Annotated in this window: 19 protein-coding genes and 1 riboswitch; of the genes, 5 read left to right on the forward strand and 14 right to left on the reverse strand. The window is 34.5% G+C overall.

What is annotated here, in order from left to right:
- Positions 1-257: 257 nt before the first annotated feature.
- Positions 258-2,483, forward strand: a complete 2,226-nt coding sequence (locus AC1Q7L_RS06400; protein ID WP_492304765.1) for a TonB-dependent receptor domain-containing protein — start codon at positions 258-260, stop codon at positions 2,481-2,483.
- 61 nt (positions 2,484-2,544) lie between these two features.
- Here the strand turns inward: AC1Q7L_RS06400 and AC1Q7L_RS06405 are convergent, their stop codons facing one another.
- Together AC1Q7L_RS06405 and AC1Q7L_RS06410 are read right to left on the reverse strand one after the other, a co-directional pair.
- On the reverse strand, positions 2,545-3,231 hold the full coding sequence (locus AC1Q7L_RS06405) for a LytR/AlgR family response regulator transcription factor (protein WP_492304766.1): 687 nt from the start codon (positions 3,229-3,231) through the stop codon (positions 2,545-2,547).
- Entirely contained in the window at positions 3,224-4,234 is a 1,011-nt protein-coding gene (locus tag AC1Q7L_RS06410; protein ID WP_492304767.1) for a sensor histidine kinase, read from the reverse strand. The genes AC1Q7L_RS06405 and AC1Q7L_RS06410 overlap by 8 nt, the downstream gene beginning before the upstream one ends.
- Positions 4,235-4,414: 180 nt before the next feature.
- Here AC1Q7L_RS06410 and AC1Q7L_RS06415 point away from each other — a divergent pair, with 180 nt between their 5' ends.
- The gene (locus AC1Q7L_RS06415) at positions 4,415-5,254 is read left to right on the forward strand and encodes a DUF5694 domain-containing protein (RefSeq protein WP_492304768.1); all 840 of its coding nucleotides are present in this window, start codon (positions 4,415-4,417) and stop codon (positions 5,252-5,254) included.
- 69 nt (positions 5,255-5,323) lie between these two features.
- Positions 5,324-7,543 carry a TonB-dependent receptor domain-containing protein gene (locus tag AC1Q7L_RS06420; protein ID WP_492304769.1) on the forward strand — a complete coding sequence of 740 codons (2,220 nt, stop codon included), beginning with the start codon at positions 5,324-5,326 and terminating at the stop codon, positions 7,541-7,543.
- 142 nt (positions 7,544-7,685) lie between these two features.
- Here the strand turns inward: AC1Q7L_RS06420 and AC1Q7L_RS06425 are convergent, their stop codons facing one another.
- From AC1Q7L_RS06425 to AC1Q7L_RS06480, 12 genes are all read right to left on the reverse strand, one after another.
- Complete coding sequence (locus AC1Q7L_RS06425; protein ID WP_492304770.1) at positions 7,686-8,396, reverse strand: HesA/MoeB/ThiF family protein; 711 nt, start codon at positions 8,394-8,396, stop codon at positions 7,686-7,688.
- 143 nt (positions 8,397-8,539) lie between these two features.
- Complete coding sequence (thiH, locus tag AC1Q7L_RS06430) at positions 8,540-9,658, reverse strand: 2-iminoacetate synthase ThiH (protein ID WP_492304771.1); 1,119 nt, start codon at positions 9,656-9,658, stop codon at positions 8,540-8,542.
- Between the two features lie 102 nt (positions 9,659-9,760).
- Positions 9,761-10,537: a thiazole synthase gene (locus AC1Q7L_RS06435; protein WP_492304772.1), complete on the reverse strand. Its 777-nt coding sequence runs from the start codon at positions 10,535-10,537 to the stop codon at positions 9,761-9,763.
- Positions 10,530-11,147, reverse strand: coding sequence for a thiamine phosphate synthase (locus tag AC1Q7L_RS06440; RefSeq protein WP_492304773.1), 618 nt, complete (start codon positions 11,145-11,147; stop codon positions 10,530-10,532). Before AC1Q7L_RS06440 ends, AC1Q7L_RS06435 begins: the two co-directional genes overlap by 8 nt.
- Positions 11,148-11,261: 114 nt before the next feature.
- Entirely contained in the window at positions 11,262-12,005 is a 744-nt protein-coding gene (locus AC1Q7L_RS06445) for a hydroxymethylpyrimidine/phosphomethylpyrimidine kinase (protein WP_492304774.1), read from the reverse strand.
- The gene (locus AC1Q7L_RS06450; RefSeq protein ID WP_492304775.1) at positions 11,981-12,565 is read right to left on the reverse strand and encodes a thiamine phosphate synthase; all 585 of its coding nucleotides are present in this window, start codon (positions 12,563-12,565) and stop codon (positions 11,981-11,983) included. The genes AC1Q7L_RS06445 and AC1Q7L_RS06450 overlap by 25 nt, the downstream gene beginning before the upstream one ends.
- Positions 12,562-14,373 (reverse strand): phosphomethylpyrimidine synthase ThiC, encoded by a 1,812-nt coding sequence (gene thiC, locus AC1Q7L_RS06455; protein ID WP_492304776.1) that lies wholly within the window; start codon positions 14,371-14,373, stop codon positions 12,562-12,564. The genes AC1Q7L_RS06450 and thiC overlap by 4 nt, the downstream gene beginning before the upstream one ends.
- Positions 14,374-14,397: 24 nt before the next feature.
- Positions 14,398-14,604: a sulfur carrier protein ThiS gene (thiS, locus tag AC1Q7L_RS06460; protein ID WP_054512752.1), complete on the reverse strand. Its 207-nt coding sequence runs from the start codon at positions 14,602-14,604 to the stop codon at positions 14,398-14,400.
- A 64-nt stretch (positions 14,605-14,668) separates the two neighbouring features.
- A riboswitch (TPP riboswitch) is annotated at positions 14,669-14,766 on the reverse strand.
- 170 nt (positions 14,767-14,936) lie between these two features.
- A complete protein-coding gene (locus AC1Q7L_RS06465) occupies positions 14,937-15,614 on the reverse strand; it encodes an RluA family pseudouridine synthase (RefSeq protein WP_492304777.1) in 678 nt (225 codons plus the stop codon).
- A 3-nt stretch (positions 15,615-15,617) separates the two neighbouring features.
- A complete protein-coding gene (locus AC1Q7L_RS06470) occupies positions 15,618-15,944 on the reverse strand; it encodes a hypothetical protein (protein ID WP_492304778.1) in 327 nt (108 codons plus the stop codon).
- Positions 15,944-16,759, reverse strand: a complete 816-nt coding sequence (gene panB / locus AC1Q7L_RS06475) for a 3-methyl-2-oxobutanoate hydroxymethyltransferase (protein ID WP_066754431.1) — start codon at positions 16,757-16,759, stop codon at positions 15,944-15,946. Before panB ends, AC1Q7L_RS06470 begins: the two co-directional genes overlap by 1 nt.
- Positions 16,760-16,822: 63 nt before the next feature.
- Positions 16,823-17,536: a Crp/Fnr family transcriptional regulator gene (locus tag AC1Q7L_RS06480; RefSeq protein WP_410692029.1), complete on the reverse strand. Its 714-nt coding sequence runs from the start codon at positions 17,534-17,536 to the stop codon at positions 16,823-16,825.
- Between the two features lie 89 nt (positions 17,537-17,625).
- On the opposite strand from AC1Q7L_RS06480, the gene AC1Q7L_RS06485 reads away from it, so the two are divergent.
- Positions 17,626-20,004, forward strand: coding sequence for a heavy metal translocating P-type ATPase (locus AC1Q7L_RS06485; protein WP_492304779.1), 2,379 nt, complete (start codon positions 17,626-17,628; stop codon positions 20,002-20,004).
- Between the two features lie 109 nt (positions 20,005-20,113).
- Positions 20,114-20,338 (forward strand): cbb3-type cytochrome oxidase assembly protein CcoS, encoded by a 225-nt coding sequence (gene ccoS, locus AC1Q7L_RS06490; RefSeq protein ID WP_066754428.1) that lies wholly within the window; start codon positions 20,114-20,116, stop codon positions 20,336-20,338.
- Position 20,339: the final 1 nt, after the last annotated feature.

The following is a 20,339-nucleotide window of genomic DNA, read 5'->3' on the forward strand; positions in this document are numbered from 1 at the left end:
AAAAAGACAAAATAAATAATTAAACCAGAGCTAATTTTGTTCTGGTTTTTTTGTTTTTACATACTATTTTTTACAATTTTAATTAATAACAAAAACTTAATTCAAAGTATACAAAACTGATTACCAACACAATAAACCAAAATAGTATATAAATGGTATACCCTTTTTTTTGTTGTGGAGCGAATTTTATTTCTATTTGCATCTATAAAACTAACCGGATGTTAAACACTAAGGAATAAAGTTATAAAACACAAACAATGAAAAAAACAATTTTTGCCATCTCTTTTTTGAGCTCCATCATTTCTTATGCTCAAGAAAAATCTAATGATCAGATTAAAGAAAAGAAAATAGAAGGAGTTACTATCACGAAAACAAAAAAAGCGGTAGAACAAAAAGCAGATCGTACTATATTTGATTTTTCAGAACAGTCATACCTTAACAACGGAAACCTTTTAGAAGGAATTAAAAAACTTCCCGGACTTATTTCTACTGATGCTTCCGGAATTATGTACCGAGGAAAAGCGCTTGACGTTTACATTAATGGCAGACCTTTAAATATCACATCCAATGATTTGACTTCTTTCCTTGAAGGAATGCCCGCCAATTCGGTCGACAGAATTGAAGTAATTACCCAGCCCGGCGCAGAATTCCCTGCAACTTCAGGCGGCGCAATCATGAATATTATCACAAATAAGAATGCTAATAAATATTTAACAGCAATCTACTCCGGAAATTATTCATTTACCAATAATGATAAAATAAGAAGTAAAACCAATAATTCATTAAACTTAAATGCCCGAAATAAGATTTTCGGATGGCAATTGAATGTTGGTGAGAGCTACAATGAGAGTCTACAGAATAGCGAACAGGATGAATTATTAAAAACTAACAGCAACAGATTTGCGAGAGGATATTTTGCAAGATCCGGAGTAAATTTCGATCTTGGAAAAGATAAATTATTATTAAACTACGATATTTACTATAATAATAACGATACCTATACTTTAAGTGACGGCTATGGAAATCTTCCTTATAAAAATAATTTCAATGATTTGAGAGAAGCATTTTATAATTCTTCGGATGCTGCCCGTGCAAACAATTTGAGGCAGGAAGCGGTTGTTACTTATCAAAAACGTTTCAGTGACAAATCGCAAAAACTGGATTTTCAGTTTGGATATTCAGATGTAAATAATAAATTTTCTCAGGATAATTATTTTGAAAAGAATTATTTCGTCCTAACCAATGAAGAAATAAACAATCCCGGTCAAAAAGATGTTTTAAGCAACAGTTCCAACATGAGAATTGCCAACTTTAAGGTAGATTATTCTCAACCTCTCAAAATTTTTGATGGAGGAAAAGTGAGTTTCGGAGGTTTGTATGAAAAACAAAATTTTGACACCAAAAGCAGAGGTCTTACCAATTTAGAATACCAAAGACAGACGGCATCTACTTATCTGCAATTTCAGGCAAGTCTGAAAAAGTTTGATTTTATTGCAGGTACACGAGCAGAAAATTATGATATTTCAGGCGTTGTACGAACATTAGACAACAACAATGCTATCGTTGAAAGAGATTTAAGAACTTTCAACAAATTCAAGCTTTTTCCCAATGCAAGTATTCAATATAATCTAACAGACAGGATTAATTTTGCAGCGAATTATAATAAAAAAATCAATCTTCCGGGCATATCTGCACTTAACCCCAATAATTCCATACTCGGAAACCCTAATGTTCAGATAGGCGGAAACCCTGATCTTCAACCGTCTATTTTTGATAATTACGAACTATCATTTTCAGCTTTTGATTACATATCTGCGAGTTATAATATAAGTATCGCAAAAAATAAAACAACGCAAATTATCAGAAGAGAAGGAAACAATCTTTACTATGAACAAATAAATATCCCGAGTATGAAAATGTATAATTATAATTTATCATTTCCCATACCTCTCAGCATTTTTAGTAAACCTATGAGTGAGGTCATGAAATTTGACTTTAATCCCGATAAAACCAATATTTTATACTTCTTTGCATCATATCAAAAACATGATATTGATAATCTGAAAAATAAAGGTCTATGGATTTTTAATGTGACGGGAAATTTCATTTTACCAAAAGATATAAAGCTTAATGCAAATTACACCTATATCACACCGAATGGAGGATTTTTCTATCTTACTGCAGAAAAACCGTTCGCTAACTCATTTGATCTAACGCTTTCTAAAAAATTCATGAATAAACGCTTAACGGTTTCTGTTTTTGCAAATGATATTTTCAATGGACAGCAAAATATGGCTATGAGCTATAATGTACCGAATGGAGGAGAAAAAGTAATAATAAAAAGCGCAAGTGACAGCAGACGATTCGGAATCTCCGTTAATTATAAAATTCCTACAAAAAATAAACTGGCAAAAGAAGATCCGAACATCTTGAACAGTATGAAAAAAGAAGAAAATGGAGATCTGATACAACGTCCTCAATAATGCTTTTCAAAAACATATCATAAATTATCAAAAAAAAGCAACTTCAATTGAAGTTGCTTTTTTATTTGAGTTTGCTTAAAAAATTTGTCCTGTAACTGTCTCCTATCGGAATTTCATGATCAGATGACAATATTATTTTTTTCGCGGCAATACTTTTAATTTGATCTAAATTAATCATAAACGATTTATGAATACGGGCAAAGGAAAACTCAGAAAGCTGTTGTTCAAGAGATTTTAAAGTATCCAAAACAATATACTCCTGATTGGCAGTTTTAATATTCACATAATCTTTAATACTTTCGATATAAAGAATATCCTCAAAATTGATTCTGTGCTGCTGTCCGGAAGATTTTACAAAGAAATGGGAATCTGCTTTATCTTCATTAAAAGAAAACCGTTCCTGAGCTTTCAAAGCACTTTTATAAAACCGTTCAAAAGAAACCGGCTTTAAAAGATAATCGACAATATTGTGTTCGTATCCTTCCAAAGCATACTCAGAATAGGCAGTTGTTAAGATGTATTTTAATTTATCTCCAACAATTTTCATGAAATTAATTCCCGTCAATTCAGGCATTTGAATATCAAGAAAAACCAGATCAGCTTCATTATTTTGAATAAAATCTAAAGCTTCTATAGGATTTTCAGAAGAGAAAACCAATTCAAAAAAAGGAATTTTCTGCACATAACTTCCTAATAGCGAAATCGCTAATGGTTCGTCATCTACAACAATACATTTAATTTTATTCATTTCGCAAATCAATTTTTAAATCTACAATAAATTCTGTTTCAGAATCTTTGATATTCAATTCGTATTTTTTTGGATATAAAATTTCCAGTCTTTTTTTCACATTATCAATCCCGATTCCTGATGTGGAATCTTTCATTCTATCTTTTTTAAAATTTAAAAGATAAAAATGTAAGATTTGATTGTCATCAGAAAGTTTCATGTCAAATCCTTTTTCGCGGAAATCTCCATGTTTAAAAGCATTTTCTACAAACGGAACTAAAATCATCGGTGAAATATTCAATTTGGGATGATTAATATTCTTCTCGACAGTTAATAATTCAGGTTGTTTTAATCGTAATTTTTCAAGAGCCGTCAGACTGTCAATATACCCAATTTCTTTATCTAAAGTAATCACATCTTTTTCCAGATCTTTGGTACTGTACCTCAACAACTGACTTAATTCTTCAAGCGCGGGCAACGCTTTATCAGATTTTTGGTAAACGAGAGAATAAATATTATTCAAAGAATTAAAAATAAAATGTGGATTGATCTGTGTTTTCAACGCCTGTAGTTCTGCGGTTTTTCTGGCTTCAATCAACTCTGCTTTCTCTTTTTCTACATCAACAAAGTATTTAAAAAACCAGAAAGTGGTACTGATAAAAATAGTGGTGCTGCTGTAGAAAATATTATCAAAAAAGTAAAATCCAAAATTGGTTCCTTCCCTATAGTTCCTTAATCCCACTGTCGCAGGCAGCAAGATCTCTTCAACAGAATATCGAACAAGGACAAAACAGGAGGCACTCAATAAAAATGCAATCACAGATTTATACCATTTGCTTGCATCAAAAAAATTAGGAGCTACCAGAAAATAGTTCACATAAAAGCAAATAAAACTTGTGAGGAAGAACGTAATATTAAGGATAATTCTCTCCGTATGAAATACAAAATAGGGAATAAGAACCGAGCCGATAGCATAAATACCCCAGAAGAAAATATGCAGATAAATGAGTTTGTTCGCTTTCATAAAACAAAAATAGGATATCTGTTAAATTATGAGCTCTAATTTCCGATGAACGGCTGCTTTTCTCCGACGAAAATCTTTTAACCGCGATAAACAAAGGCTTCATCTAAACGCTATTTCATAGATTTTCCCGTAAATCTACCTTTGGAGTATCAAAATAAAATAACTAACAAAAAAATAATTATGAAAACATTTATCTATAGCCTACTTGTATGCTTCTCTACTTTTGTTTCGGCTCAGAAAAAACCATCGGAGTATTTTAGCAATCCTAAAACCAAAGTTTTGATCGTTGGATCATTCCATTTCGATTATCCAAATCTTGATGCTCATAAAACAGACAAAAGTGATCAAGTAGATGTTCTTGCTCCCAAAACGGCCAAAGAAGTAACGGAACTTGTTGAGTACATTAAAAAATTTAAGCCTACAAAAATAGCCATAGAAGCATGGCCAAAATGGAACGCCAATCAAAAACTAAAAGAATACAGCGAAGGAAAACACAGAGAAAAAAGAGACGAACGTTATCAGCTTGCAATGCGTATTGCCAACGAACTCAAACTTAATGAACTTTTCAGCATAGATGCGTCATCTGCTTGGGGTGACCTTGAAGAAAAATTTGGGAAACAAGATTCTGCCTATTTTAATAAGATCAGCCAAGACTATGATTTTCAGAGTGATGATGCGATATCTAATCAATATACTACATTCTTCAAAAGTACTGAACCTAAAAACTTTAAATCTATTCTGGAAAGTTTTAAATATATGAACAGCAAAGAATTCCATCAATATGAATATGGTGCTTATCTTACAGGAGATTTTAAACTAAGAGACCACGACGGTGCAGATATGCTTTCATTGTATTGGTACAACAGAAACCTGAGAATGTTCCGTAATATCCAGAGTATTCCTCACAATACCGAAGACAGAATACTTGTTATCGCAGGAAATGGTCATGCATCAGTATTAAGACAACTATTTTCTTCATCTCCTGAATTTGAATATACAGAATTCAATAGTCTTAAATAAATAGGAAAAAGCTTTTTTGTAACAAAATTTCCTTTTCTGCGTCTAACTGAATAGTAGAAAAAAAACATTATGAAAAAAACTATATTCGTTCTGTCTGTGCTAGGCTCTATGTTTACTTATGCACAGGAGAAGACCAATAGTCAGATAAAAGAAAAGGAAATTGAAGGTGTCGTACTCACCAAAACTAAAAAAGCCGTTGAACAAAAAGCAGATCGTACGATCTTTGATTTTTCTGAACAACCTCAGCTTAATAACGGAAACGTTTTAGAAGGAATTAAAAAACTTCCGGGTCTTGTTTCTACAGACATCGCAGGAATGATGTATCAAGGTAAAATTCTTGATGTTTATTTGAACGGAAGACCTTTAAATATCACTTCTAACGAATTAAATTCTTTCCTTGAAGGAATGCCCGCAAACTCCGTTGACAGAATTGAAGTGATCACCCAGCCCGGCGCTGAATTCCCTGCAACTTCAGGTGGAGCAATCATGAATATTATTACGAATAAAAATGCTAATAAATATTTAACAGCAACCTATTCAGGGAATTATTCTTTCACGAATTATGATAAATTCCGAAGCAGAACAACGAATTCATTAAACCTAAATGCAAGAAATAAACTCTTCGGATGGCAGTTGAATGTTGGTCAGAATTATCGTGAAAGTATGTTGAACGGTCAACAAGACGAACTATTAACAAGTAATACAGACCGAATTGCAAGAGGATATTTTGCAAAATCAGGATTGACTTTTGATCTTGGACAAGACAGATTATTGGTAAACTACGACATATACCACAATAATAATGACAATTATACTTTGAGTAAGGGACATGGAGATTTACCTTTTCAAAACGATCCAAAAGATCTTAGAGAAGCATTTTATAACTCTTCAGATGCTGCACGCACCGATAATTTAAGACAGGAAGCGGTGGCAACGTATCAAAAACGTTTTGCCGATAAATCTCAAAAATTAGATTTCCAATTTGGATATACAAGATCGGACAGTAAATTTGCTCAGGACAACTTCTCTCAAGATGGTTATTTCGCATTTGACCCCAATCAAACAACAGAAAGCAACGGTCAAAAAGATGTTCTGAATAACAAATCTGTGATGAATATTGCCAACTTTAAAGTAGATTATTCGCAACCCATAAAGCTTTTGGATGGTGGAAAAGTAAGTTTTGGAGGTTTATATGAAAAACAGGATTATGATACAGAAAGCTTTGGAATCACAAATTTAGATTATCAAAGACAAACTGCTTCAACCTATCTAGAATTTCAGGCTAAATTGAAGAAATTTGATTTCATTTTAGGTTCAAGAGCTGAGAATTATGATATTTCCGGTATTACGCGATTTTTTGATAAAAATGGAAATCTTGTTCAGGCTGATTTAATTCCATTTAATAAATTCAAATTATTTCCGAATGCGAGTGTTCAATATAACTTGATGAATCAGGTGTATATTGCTGCAAATTATAACAAAAAAATCAGCTTACCAAGTATATCAGCCTTAAACCCAAACAACGTAACGTTCTCTGGTCCAAGCACGGAAGTAACCGGAAATCCAAATTTACAGCCTACGATCTTTAATAATTATGAAATAAAAATTTCGGCTTTTGATTATGCATTTATTGGTTACAGCGTAAGTTCAGCAAGTAATCAGGTCGCACAGATCATTAGAAAAGACGGAAGAAAATTATTTAATGAACAGGTGAATATTTCAAGTATGAGAATTCACAATTTCAATATTGGACTTCCGATTCCGTTTATGGTTTTCAGTAAACCGTTGAGCGAAATTATGAAGTTTAATTTTAATCCTGATAAGATTAATTTCATGTATTTATACGCCGGTTATCAAAAGCATGAAATTGATAATCTGAACAATAAAGGCTTCTGGATTTTAAATGCAATGGCACAGGTTATTTTGCCGAAAGACATTAAATTGACGGCAAATTACAGTTATTTAACGCCAAAAGCAGGGTATTTTTACTTTACGGCAGAAAAACCATTCAACAATTCATTCGATCTTACTTTAACGAAAAAATTCATGGATAATCGTTTGACGGTTTCTGTTTTTGCCAATGATATTTTCAACGGACAGGTGATGCAGGTTCGTTCTAATCCACCGTCTGGAACTCCGGTAATCATTAGCAGTAAATATGATACAAGAAATTTCGGGCTTTCCATTAATTATAAAATTCCGACGAAAAATAAATTGGCAAAAGAAGACGCCAATATTCTTAATCAGACGAAAAAAGAAGATGCTGGTGTGATGCAGCAGGCACAGTAATTTTTTGTTTAAACACAAATCTGCACGAATATTTTGCACGAATAGCACGAATATTTTATCAATAGGAACGGGCTTTAGCCCGTTTTTTTTGCAAAAAATCAAATTGGCTTTAGCCGAAACTTATTAAATATTGTTTTTAAAATTAAAAATCAACAGTTTGAAACCTCCAGTTCAATGTATCAATTAATGTGATTTGATTGATATTTAATGGTAAATCGGTTATTAATTTCAAGGTTAAATTGGCCATCATACTTCCTACAATTCCCGGCAATGCGCCCAAAACTCCAAGGCTATCACAATCCGGAAGATCTTCATCAAAAGGAGGTTCAGGAAATAAATCTCTTAAATTTTTACTTTCCTGATAATTAAAAATAGCCACCTGCCCTGAAAATCCTAAAATACTCCCATAAATTAAAGGTTTGTTAAGCTTTACACAAACATCGTTAACTAAATATCTCGTTTTAAAATTATCTGAACCATCAATGACAACATCAAATTGAGATATAATTTCTTCTGCATTGGAAACGTCTAATTTCTTTTCAATTCCTATAAATTGAATATGACGGTTGAGGTTTTTCACAAATTGCTCTGCACTTTTCACCTTAGAAATTCCAACCGAATTTTCATTGTGAATGATTTGTCGGTTTAAATTATGTAATTCTACCTCATCAAAGTCCATTACCCCTAAAACTCCAACTCCCGCCGCTGCCAAATACTGAATAACAGGACTTCCTAATCCACCTGCTCCAATCACAAGCACTTTGGAGTTCATTATTTTTCTTTGTCCCTCCAATCCTATTTCTTCAATGAAGATCTGTCGGCTGTATCTTGCAAAAATATCTTCGCTTTTCATTTATAATTGATTTTTTTTAACGCAGAGGACGCAAGGTTAGTTTTTAAAATAGTTGTGGATATTTTTGTTCGCAAGGACATTTCATTCAGCAAATGATAGCTGTTCTTAAGTCTTCGCAGCTTGAGCTTAAAACAATTTTATAATTAAATTCCACTGTACACAGCATCCCAATCTTTCATCACAGGATCATAACCCGCTTGTTTAATAATGCTTCTTATTTCATTCATGCTTCTTTCGTCGCTGGTTTCAAACTGTTCCAACGATTCCCGGTCTACTACATATCCTCCAGGATTGGTCTTTGATCCTGCGCTCATTGCCGTTGCTCCTAATGAAATGATATTATTTCTGAACTTTTCATTTTCTCTGGTGGAAATGGATATCTCCAACTCTTCATTCCAAATTCTGTAAGCACAGATTAATTGAAGTAAATCTTTATCTTCCATGATAAAATTGGGTTCAATAATCCCTTCCGCAGGTCGTAATCTAGGAAATGAAACTGAAAACTTACTTTTCCAATACTGCTTCTGTAAATAATCGATGTGAAGTGCGTTGAAAAAACTGTCAACCCGCCAATCTTCCAAACCTAATAAAACGCCAAGACCCATTTTATGGATTCCTGCCTTCCCTATTCTATCTGGTGTTTCTAAACGGAAGTTGAAATTTGACTTCTTCCCTTTTGGATGATATTCTTTATAAACTTGCTGATGATAGGTTTCCTGATATACCAAAACTGCATTCACGCCTTCATCGTGAAGCTGTTGATATTCTTCCTCCGACAATGGCTGAACTTCAATGGAAATATTGGCAAAATGAGGCTTCAACAAACGAACCGCCGTCAAAAAATAGGAAAGTCCCACGGTTTTATTTGCTTCTCCGCTTACCAGCAATACATGATTGACCTCCATTGCCTTTAATGCCATCGCTTCAATAATAAGCTCCGTACTGGAAAGCGTCTTTCTTTTAAGCGAATTATCTAAGCTAAAACCACAATAGGTGCAGATATTCTGACATTCATTACTCAAATACAATGGCGCATACAGCTGAATCGTCTTTCCAAAACGTTTCTGTGTGATTTTCTGTGTCATCTGAGCCATCAGTTCTAATTTCTGAGCTGCAACAGGAGAAAGAAAATTCAGAAAATCTTCTGTTGTTTTCGTACTCTTTTGCAGGCTGTTTTCAACATCAGATAAGGTTACTTTTTCTAATTTGGCTTTAATATCATCCCAGTGATAATTTTCAAAAATATCTTTAAAGCTGTTCATAATATTCGGTTTTAATCCAAATAATCATTATTTATTATTTGTAATAGGACTTCATCCTATTCTTTACTGAATCGTCCCTTTGGGACTTTTATATTCTTAGTTTCAATCAAACAAAAAAGACGTCAACGGACTTGATGCTTCGGCATGATTTCCAATCGCTCCCAATCCTGATTCATAAGCTCGTCTTCCTGCAATTACGCCTTCTTTAAAAGCCAACGCCATATTTATTGGATTTCTTGCCACAGCAATCGCTGTATTCACTAAAACTGCATCAGCTCCCATTTCCATTGCTTTTGCCGCGTCGGAAGGTGCGCCAATTCCTGCATCCACTACTACCGGAACGTTACTCTGACTGATAATTATTTCTAAAAAATCCAATGTTCTCAAGCCTTTATTGGTTCCAATCGGCGCTCCCAAAGGCATCACAACAGCCGTCCCTGCATCTTCCAAACGTTTGCACAAAACTGGATCGGCATGAATGTATGGCATCACGATAAATCCTAATTTTGCCAATTCTTCCGTTGCATACAACGTTTCAATAGGATCGGGCAGCAAATATTTTGGGTCAGGATGAATTTCCAATTTAACCCAATTCGTTTCCAATGCTTCTCTTGCCAATTGTGCAGCTAATACAGCTTCTTTGGCTGTTCTTGCTCCTGAGGTATTAGGTAAAAGGTGGGCTTTTGTAGATCTTAATGAACCTAACAAATCATCTTCCGAGGATTGAGAATCTATTCGTTTCAAAGCCATCGTTACCATATTGGTTTCTGAGGCGATAATTGATTCTGCCATTTCTTCAAGACTTCCGAATTTTCCTGTTCCTAAAAACAATCTCGATTCGAAGACTCTGTCTGCTATTATTAATTGTTGATTATTCATGTAATGCGAGTTTAATTTCATGTACTGTAGCGGTTTCGTTGGTAATTAAACCTGAAACGGCAACACCATATATTCCGATTTGCTGTAGTAATTCAATGTCATTGAGGATAACCCCGCCAATCGCAAAGATTTTTGGAATTTCCAATGACAGAGTTTTTAAGTCCTGAATTATTTTTTCATAGCCTTTAAAACCTAAAATAGGGCTAAGTTTTTCTTTCGTTGAGGTAAATCTTAACGGCCCCAAACCAATATAATCACACGGTCCATCCATTCTTTGTAAAACATCTGAAAGCGTGTTGGCAGTTCCACCTATGATTTTATTTTTTCCTAAAACCTGTCTTGCTATTTCGATGGATTGATCGTTCAAACCTAAGTGAACGCCGTCTGCATCAATCTCTTTTGCAATCTGGACATGATCGTTGATGATACAAACCGTTTGATTGTCTGAGCATAGTTTTTTTGAAATTTCACAAAGTTTGATGAATTCATTTTCCGGAGCATTTTTCCAACGAACTTGAATCCATTTTACTCCTTTATCAAGAGCTTTCCGAATGTTTAGCTCCTGATCTTCTATAGTAAATCCTTGAGATATGTATTGTAATTTTTCCATTTTTCTATATTAATTTTAACGCAAAGAGCACTAAGGTTTTTTTAGCTACTAACTGTTTTTAAGTTCGCAAAGGCGTTCTACTTAGCAAAGACCGCAAATTTTAAATATCAAACACTAAGAATGAAATCCTAGCAAAGTGGGATTGCTTGTTAAAAATTTTTCGATGTATAATTTTCCTTTTTTGCAGGCTTCTTCCAAATTACTCCCTAAAGCCAAATAGCTTGCAATAGCCGAAGAAAGCACGCAGCCTGATCCATGTTTTGGATAAAAAACTGAAGTTTCATCAATTGGATGAATTGAAATTTCTTTTCCATTCTCCAATAAAATATCGGTGCCTAACTTATCCTCTCGATGACCTCCTTTTATTAAAATTGAACATGAATTTTCCGTATTTTTAAAAAGATTAAATTCCTGTAAAAGCTTATATTCATTATAGTTTGGTGTAATTAAATCAATTTGTTTTAACACATTTTCCAACTCAGGAATTGTACTCAAATCAAAAAAAGAAAACTCAGACGTACTTTTCAAAACCGGATCCCAGACTATTTTTGCTTTAGGATTAATAGATTTAATTGTTGTTACTATTTCCGCAAGCATCCACGCATCTTTAACGACTCCGATTTTAACAACCTGAACATCATAGTTTTTCATTAAAACCTCAATTGCAGATAAAATTTCTTCCAAAGGCTGACAGTTCATGCTTAGGCATTGAGATTCCGTCTGTAAAGTCATTGCTGTACAAACTCCTAAACCCTGAACTTTCAATTGTTCAAATGTTTTAGTATCTGCCAACAAACCGGCTCCACCACTTGGGTCGTAGCCTGCAATGCTCATTACGAAAGGACGTTCTGTCTGCATTTTTTGAAAACATTTAAAGGTTCATCACTTTCCCAGATTGCACCTAATAAAGCCACTCCGTCTACTCCACTTTCAAAAACTTTATTGATATTTTTTTCATTAATTCCTCCCAAAGCAATCAGTTTTACATTTGGATTATCTCGTTTTTTAATATCATTCAAAATCGTTGAGTTTTTACCATATCCTTTTTTAGAAATACTTGGAAAAATCGGACTGATAAAAGCGCATTCCCATTCTTCACCTAATTCATTAAATATTTCAATATCATGAACAGACGTTGAAATTATTTTATCTGTAAAAGATTTAAACAAACCATTTTGCCTGTCAATTTCTCTAAAATGGAATCTTGAAATAGTAAAATTCTTCGCCAAATCATAATGACTGTGCAAAACCAACTTACTATGAAATCCTGAATTTATCTGATTAATAAAATGCGTCATTTCTTCTGAATTAATGAAAGGTTTTCTGATGTGAAGTAAATCCAATCCCTCCTGAAATAATTCATTAATCAATTCAGTTTCATTCTTCATCATTTCTTCGGGAGTGATAACAATGATCATATATAAATTTCTTTCCCTTTTTCGATAAATTCCTGGGATTTGTCGAACATTCCTTTTTCTGCAGACTCACGAATTTCCTGTGTGATTTTCATTGAGCAGAATTTAGGCCCGCACATTGAACAGAAATGGGCAATCTTTGCACCGTCTGCAGGCAATGTTTCATCATGATACGATCTTGCTGTTTCAGGATCTAGCGAAAGATTAAACTGATCTTCCCATCTGAATTCAAACCTCGCTTTGCTTAAAGCATTATCTCTGTATTGTGCTCCTGGATGCCCTTTCGCCAAATCGGCAGCATGAGCAGCTAATTTATAAGTGATCACCCCAACTTTTACATCTTCTCTATTCGGAAGTCCTAAATGTTCTTTCGGTGTCACATAACATAACATCGCGCAACCAAACCAGCCAATCATTGCCGCTCCAATTCCTGAAGTAATGTGGTCATAACCTGGTGCAATATCTGTCGTCAAAGGGCCTAATGTATAAAATGGAGCTTCATCACATACTTCCAGCTGCTTCTCCATATTTTCTTTGATCATGTGCATCGGAACGTGCCCTGGACCTTCAATCATCACCTGAACATTATGTCTCCACGCGATTTTTGTGAGTTCACCCAACGTTTCTAATTCTGCAAATTGAGCTTCATCGTTTGCATCTGCAATTGAACCCGGACGAAGACCGTCGCCTAAAGAAAATGCAACATCATATTTTTTCATGATTTCACAAATCTCTTCAAAATGAGTGTATAAAAAGCTTTCTTTGTGATGATACAGACACCATTTTGCCATGATGGAACCGCCTCTGGAAACAATTCCTGTTACTCGGTTGGCTGTTAAATGAATATATCTCAACAAAACGCCAGCATGAATCGTAAAGTAAGAAACACCCTGCTCTGCCTGCTCTATTAAAGTATCTTTAAAAATTTCCCAAGTCAGATCTTCAGGAACTCCTTTTACTTTTTCTAATGCCTGATAAATTGGAACCGTACCAATCGGAACCGGACTATTTCTGATGATCCACTCTCTCGTTTCGTGAATGTTTTTTCCTGTAGATAAATCCATAATCGTATCAGCGCCCCATCTACAGGCCCAAACCGCCTTTTCAACTTCTTCGTCAATACTCGATGAAACGGCACTGTTTCCAATATTAGCATTAATTTTAACCAAGAAATTTCTTCCGATAATCATCGGTTCACTTTCTGGGTGATTGATATTGTTGGGAATTATTGCTCTTCCTGCCGCAATTTCTTCTCTTACAAACTCTGGAGTAATTTTGCTTTTCGGCGTTCTTGCTCCAAAGCTATTTCCCGGATGTTGAAAAGCCATATCTTTTGAAACAGTTTCCAATTGCTCGATGCGCTGATTTTCTCTGATAGCGATATATTCCATTTCCGGAGTAATAATTCCCTGTCTTGCATAATACAATTGGGTAACTTCTTTTCCTTCTTTGGCAACTTTTGGTTTGTGATTGTAAGAAAATCGTAAGTCAGTCAATTTTGGATCAGCCAAACGTTTTTTCCCGTATTCTGAAGTGATATTATCCAAAACATCAACATCTTCACGATCCAAAATCCATTGTTCTCTGATTCTCGGAAGACCTTTTTCAATATTAATTTCAGAACTTTCATCGGTATAAGGTCCGGAGGTATCGTAAATAGTAACCGGAGGATTTTCTTCTAAAGTCCCGTTGGTTAGTTTCGTAGGACTTAAGTGTATTTCTCGCATTGCTACATTAATCGGGTGAATTTTCCCTTCAACGTAAATTTTCTTTGAGTTCGGAAACGGCGAACGTGTGATTTTATGAGCCATAAAATAATTGGGTATTTATGAGAATTAACCGCCTTGAGTAGCAGTAATGATTAAAATAGAATCGTTGTCTTTGAGAAATGTTTCCAGCCAGGCGGACTGCGGAATGATACGATTGTTGAGAGCTACGGCAATACCTTTCTTTTTTCCAGGAATTTCCATAGCTAAAAGCGCTTCCAGATTTTCGGGAAGTTCAGCAAAAGTTTTTCGGGTGTGGTTGATTGTGAGTTCCATTCCAAAGTTTTAATTAAACATTTCACTTTAGGAATGGCCATAATTGTGCATAGAAAGCACAACAAAAAGTCATCTCACTTTTCCCTACGCTGGTATGATCCAGATCAGGTTCAAAGGGTAAAGTCTCAGTCTGTTTGTCAACAGACACCCCTAAAGTATAGGACGAAGGTAGTTATTTTTTTGAAATACGCAAAATTTTTAATGAAGATGGAAGCGGGATGGTGGAAGTAGGAAGTTTTAACACTAAGAAAACATTTTTTGAATTTAAATAAAAAATGGAAACCGAATCAATTCCAGCTTCCATCTTCTAATTTCCTTTCTATGTTTGAAATTTACTCCTCACATGCTCTCCAAATCGCATCATTCTGCGGAACAGGAGCTATAATTTCAATATTTTCTTTGGTAACAGGATGAATAAATTCTAGTTTTCTGGCGTGAAGATTTATTCCGCCATCAGGATTGGAGCGAGGTGCGCCATATTTTAGATCGCCTTTAATAGGAACTCCATTTTTAGATAATTGAGCTCTGATTTGATGATGTCTTCCTGTTTCAAGATCAATTTCAAGCAAAAGATAATTATCTAACTTTTTAATAACATTGTAAGTAAGAATTGCTTCTTTTGCTCCGTCCGTTACTTTTGTGAAGACAATGGCTTTATTATTTTTTTCGTTTTTCTGTAAATAATGAACCAAACGCTGACTTTGTGGAATCATTTCTTTAGCAACAACCGCCCAATACGTTTTTTTGACTTCCCTGTTTTTAACCATTTGCGTTAAACGGGAAAGCGCTTTGGAAGTTTTAGCATAAATTACCAAACCCGAAGTCGGTCTGTCGATACGATGAACCAAACCGAGAAAAACATTTCCCGGTTTAGCATCTCTTATTTTTATAAAATTTTTGATTGAGTCTAATAAAGATTCATCGCCGGTTTTGTCGCCCTGTACAAGCTGTCCGACTTTTTTATTAATAACCAAAAGATGGTTGTCTTCATATACAATCTGCTCCTCCATGTATTATTTGCGGAAATTTGGTCTGTTGGAAAACGAAATAATAACTCCAGCTAAAAGTCCCAAAGTCTTCATTCCAGAAACTCTAGAATCGTAAGGTAGAAAAGCACCAATGATACAAAGTGCTGCGGCAATATACATCGGATAAACAAAATTTCTGTTCACCAATAATGGAGCCTGCAAAATAAAGCTTATACCAACAACGATATAAAATATTCTTTTGGAAAGAATTGCGTTAACTTCAGGAGAAAATAAATTGAACCATCCGATTGCAAGACAAACAACGGCCAAAATTGAAATCGCTCCCTGAGCAGTTTGAAGATTTTGATTCATTAATAACTTTCTGTTTCGTTAGGGAAATCCACGTTTTTTACGTCTTTTACATATTGAGCAACCGCTCCTGTAATTTCAGTGTAAAGATCAAGGTATCTTCTTAAGAATTTTGGACTAAAACCCTGGTTCATTCCAACCATATCGTGATATACCAAAACTTGTCCGTCACAATCTGGTCCAGCTCCGATTCCGATTGTTGGAATTGTAATGCTTTCGCTTACTTTCTTAGCCAAATCAGCCGGGATTTTCTCTAAAACAATAGCAAAACATCCTAATTCCTCTAAAAGTTGCGCATCAGCAATTAACTTCTCTGCTTCTGCTTCATCTTTAGCTCTTACTTTATAGGTTCCGAATTTATAAATTGACTGAGGCGTCAACCCTAAATGTCCCATCACAGGAATCCCTGCGTTGATAATTTTTTTGATAGATTTTGAAATCTCTTTTCCTCCTTCAATTTTCACCGCATGAGCACCACCCTCTTTCATCATTCTCACCGCAGATTCCAATGCTTTTTCAGGGTTACTCTGATAGGTTCCGAAAGGTAAATCTGCCACCACCAACGCTCTGTTTGTTCCACGAACAACACTTTGAGCATGATAAATCATCTGATCTAAAGTAATCGGCAACGTCGTTTCAAAACCCGCCATTACATTTGCCGCAGAATCTCCTATCAAAACAGCATCAATTCCGCCTGCATCTACCATTTTAGCAGTGGTAAAATCATATGCAGTAAGCATCGTTATTTTCTCCTTGTCGAATTTCATTTTACGCAAGGTTTCAGTCGTAACTTTTTTAATTTCAGAGTGAACAGACATAATTTATCTATTTTTTAAAAGTTAAAAAGTCGGCTTTCGCCGACTTAAGTTTTTTGGTATGATTTATAAAACTACGTGTCCTAGTTTCATTAATTTATCGTGATTCAGAATTTTGATATTTCTTCCATCTACTTCGATGAGACTGTCTCCTTTAAATTCAGAGATGAGACGGATCGCGCTTTCAGTAGCGGTTCCAATAATGTTTGCTATTTCTTCTCTCGTCAAAGAAATCTTAATAAACCCTTCAGGATCAACACCTAATTTCTGTTCCAATAGAATCAGAATTTCAGCCAATCTCTCTCTTACCGTTTTCTGCGCTAAGAAAGTAATGGTATTAGAAGATTCTCCTAATTCGTAAGAAATTTTTTGAAGCATTACGAAAGACAATTGAGGATCTACCTCCAGAAGATACATAAAAACTTCGGCAGGAAGAAAAATACACTCAATATCTGTCATTGCTTCTGCTTTGGCTTGAAAATTTTCTCCACAAAGCAAAGATCGGTAGCCGATGATATCGCCTTCTTTAATAAATCTCAAAATCTGGTCTTTCCCGAAAGCTCCCGATTTGGATAGCTTAGCGGCACCTTTTTCTAAAAAGTACACTCCTTTTGGAGTTTCTCCGTCTTCGAAAATGGTATCGTGCTTTTGAAAACTCAACCTCTTTTTGGCGTTGATATACTTCTCAAAATCTACACTAGTAAGTCTTTCCTTGAATGATTTATCATTAAAAACTCTGGCGAACCTCTCTTCAATTGCAATCTGTTGTTCCTGCGACATTTTATATGACATTTATCACAAAAATAGCACATTTTAAAACGATAAACAAAAAAAAATGTTATAATTTTGTAAGTCAATAATTTATGGAGGTGAGCGAGAACTGTTTTCATTGCGGACAAGGTATAGAAAAGGAAAGAATTCTTTTTGATGAAAGGATCTTCTGTTGCAACGGTTGTAAATCTGTCTACGAAATTCTGAATACCAATAATTTAAGTAATTTTTACGAATTAAATAAAACGGCGGGAATTCGTCCAAGTGATGAGAATTCTTCCCAATTTGATTATTTAGATACTCCGGAAATCTTTGATAAAGTAACAGATTTTTCGGAAGGAAATACCAGTTTGATCACATTCAAAGTTCCTGTAATACATTGTTCTTCTTGTATTTGGCTATTGGAAAGTCTTCATACATTAAATGAAAATATTAAATATTCTCAGGTTAATTTTACAAGGAAGACCTTGCAGGTTTCATTCAACCATAACGATCTAAAATTAAGCGAACTAGCTAAGTTTTTAACCAATCTTGGATACAAACCGGTTATCAGCCTTGAAACGGCTGATAAAAACGAAGATCATCTTGACAAATCTTTATTGGTAAAATTTGCCATTGCTGCCTTTGCTTTTGGTAACGGAATGTTCCTCGCCTTTCCTGAATATATTGGAGGCGAAGATTATTGGATGGAGCATTATAAAGGTTTATTCAGAACCTTGATATTCCTTTTAGCAACACCAGTTGTATTTTACTCTGCATCAGACTATTATAAATCTGCTTGGTATGGATTAAAAAATAAGATCGTCAACATTGACGTTCCGATTGTTTTAGGAATTTTTGTTCTATACGGAAGAAGTATTTATGAAGTGGTAACAGATTATGGCCCAGGATATTTCGATACGCTTTGTGGACTTTTATTCTTCATGCTGCTCGGTAAAATCTTCCAAAAAAGGACGTACAGTGCCCTTTCCTATGATAGAGATTACAAATCTTTCTATCCGATTGCCGTAACGAAAGTTGATTTTGAAGGAAAACAGGATAATATTTTATTGTCTGAAATAAAAGTTGGTGATAGAATTTTAGTTAGAAATCAGGAAATCATTCCTGTTGACGGAATTTTGATCAACGGAGAAGGAAATATTGACAACAGTTTTATTACCGGAGAAAGCGAAAGTATCAGCAAACAACCCGGAGATAAAATTTTCGCGGGAGGAAAACAAGTTGGATCTTCTTTGGAATTAGAAGTTATCAAAAATGTTGATCAAAGTTATTTAACTCAACTTTGGAATAAAGAAGCTTTTAAAAAGCACGAAACAGGACTTGACACGCTGACAAACAACGTTAGTAAATATTTCACATTCATTATTTTAGGTATCGCTTTAGTTGCAGGAACGTATTGGTATTTTATTGATTTAAATACAATGTTCCAAGTTGTTTCCGCAATTTTGATTATTGCTTGTCCGTGTGCACTTGCTTTGTCCGCTCCGTTTACTTTCGGGCACATTATGAGGATTTTAGGTAGAAATAAATTCTATGTAAAAGATACTTTAACGATCGAAAAAATTGCGAAGATCAATACGATTGTTTTTGATAAAACTGGAACAATCACGCACAGAAAAAAATCAAATATTAAATATGATGGTCCTGAAATTCAGGAATTTGATTTATTAAATATCAAAACTTTATTAAAAAACTCAAACCATCCGCTTTCAAAATCTTTATATGAATTCATTGAATCTAAGGATGAATATTTCCCTGTTGAAGGTTTTCAGGAGATCTCAGGAAAAGGTTACGAAGCTAATGTAAGAGGGAATATTTATAAAATTGGTTCTGCGCGATACAATAATCAAGAGTCTAAAAATCTTGAAACTGCAGTTTACATCAGTAAAAATGATGTGTTTTTAGGAAAATTTATCTTTAAAAATGAGTATCGTGCCAAACTTAAAGACTTATTTAAAAAACTAACGAACTATAAAATTTATATTCTGAGTGGAGACAACTCTTCAGAAGAAAATCAGTTAAAAGAATTAATTCCAAATTGTCAGTCCATGGCTTTCAATCAAAGTCCGGAAGACAAACTTAATTATATCAAAAATCTTCAAGACAAAAACTTAAAAGTTGCCATGCTTGGAGACGGCTTAAATGATGCCGGAGCCCTTAAACAAAGCAATGTAGGAATCGCAATTGCCGATGACACCAATAGCTTTACTCCGTCTTCAGATGTTATTATGAACGGAGATAAAGTCGTTACTCTTGACAACTACTTAAACGTTTGTAAAGGCTCGATCACTATTGTAAAAATGACATTCATAATTAGTTTTCTATACAATATTGTTGGATTAAGCTATGCCGTTACAGGTCACATGCATCCGCTTTTTGCAGCACTGATAATGCCTGCAAGCTCTATCACTGTAGTTACATTTACAACCGTTTCAACATGGATACTTGGAAGAAAGTATTTCAAAAAACACGCTTAAAAGCCCTTATTTAGACTGATTTTAAATTAGCAAGTGTGGCTATTTCGTGATTAATATCATTATTTTTCACTAAATTTGAGCCCTGAAAATAGGTTAATTTTGTTGTCAAATGGATATTCTATATTTAATGATCCTCTGCAGTGTTTCTTTGGCTGCAATTTTCTTGGTCGTTTTTATAGTCAATGCAAGGAAAGGACAGTTCGAAGATGATGAGTCTCCGGCAGTGCGAATCCTCTTTGACTCAGGCGAAATCAAGGAAAAAGAAGATGATGGCAATAAACCCAACAAGAAAGAAATAGGAGAAAATAATAAAATTGAAGAAAAAAGTGAATAGT

The sequence above is a fragment of the Chryseobacterium sp. GW823-FHT05E08 genome, assembly GCF_058795655.1.

What these genes read in the sequence shown, in the direction of transcription:
- ccoS (WP_066754428.1), top strand. Translation starts at nt 20,114, where the DNA reads ATGGATATTCTATATTTAATGATCCTCTGCAGTGTTTCTTTGGCTGCA.
- thiS (WP_054512752.1), bottom strand. Translation starts at nt 14,604, where the DNA reads ATGGAACTCACAATCAACCACACCCGAAAAACTTTTGCTGAACTTCCC.
- AC1Q7L_RS06480 (WP_410692029.1), bottom strand. Translation starts at nt 17,536, where the DNA reads ATGTCGCAGGAACAACAGATTGCAATTGAAGAGAGGTTCGCCAGAGTT.
- thiH (WP_492304771.1), bottom strand. Translation starts at nt 9,658, where the DNA reads ATGAACAGCTTTAAAGATATTTTTGAAAATTATCACTGGGATGATATT.
- AC1Q7L_RS06435 (WP_492304772.1), bottom strand. Translation starts at nt 10,537, where the DNA reads ATGAATAATCAACAATTAATAATAGCAGACAGAGTCTTCGAATCGAGA.
- AC1Q7L_RS06440 (WP_492304773.1), bottom strand. Translation starts at nt 11,147, where the DNA reads ATGGAAAAATTACAATACATATCTCAAGGATTTACTATAGAAGATCAG.
- AC1Q7L_RS06465 (WP_492304777.1), bottom strand. Translation starts at nt 15,614, where the DNA reads ATGGAGGAGCAGATTGTATATGAAGACAACCATCTTTTGGTTATTAAT.
- AC1Q7L_RS06400 (WP_492304765.1), top strand. Translation starts at nt 258, where the DNA reads ATGAAAAAAACAATTTTTGCCATCTCTTTTTTGAGCTCCATCATTTCT.
- AC1Q7L_RS06425 (WP_492304770.1), bottom strand. Translation starts at nt 8,396, where the DNA reads ATGAAAAGCGAAGATATTTTTGCAAGATACAGCCGACAGATCTTCATT.
- AC1Q7L_RS06415 (WP_492304768.1), top strand. Translation starts at nt 4,415, where the DNA reads ATGAAAACATTTATCTATAGCCTACTTGTATGCTTCTCTACTTTTGTT.
- AC1Q7L_RS06445 (WP_492304774.1), bottom strand. Translation starts at nt 12,005, where the DNA reads ATGCAGACAGAACGTCCTTTCGTAATGAGCATTGCAGGCTACGACCCA.
- AC1Q7L_RS06410 (WP_492304767.1), bottom strand. Translation starts at nt 4,234, where the DNA reads ATGAAAGCGAACAAACTCATTTATCTGCATATTTTCTTCTGGGGTATT.
- thiC (WP_492304776.1), bottom strand. Translation starts at nt 14,373, where the DNA reads ATGGCTCATAAAATCACACGTTCGCCGTTTCCGAACTCAAAGAAAATT.
- panB (WP_066754431.1), bottom strand. Translation starts at nt 16,759, where the DNA reads ATGTCTGTTCACTCTGAAATTAAAAAAGTTACGACTGAAACCTTGCGT.
- AC1Q7L_RS06405 (WP_492304766.1), bottom strand. Translation starts at nt 3,231, where the DNA reads ATGAATAAAATTAAATGTATTGTTGTAGATGACGAACCATTAGCGATT.
- AC1Q7L_RS06420 (WP_492304769.1), top strand. Translation starts at nt 5,324, where the DNA reads ATGAAAAAAACTATATTCGTTCTGTCTGTGCTAGGCTCTATGTTTACT.
- AC1Q7L_RS06450 (WP_492304775.1), bottom strand. Translation starts at nt 12,565, where the DNA reads ATGATCATTGTTATCACTCCCGAAGAAATGATGAAGAATGAAACTGAA.
- AC1Q7L_RS06470 (WP_492304778.1), bottom strand. Translation starts at nt 15,944, where the DNA reads ATGAATCAAAATCTTCAAACTGCTCAGGGAGCGATTTCAATTTTGGCC.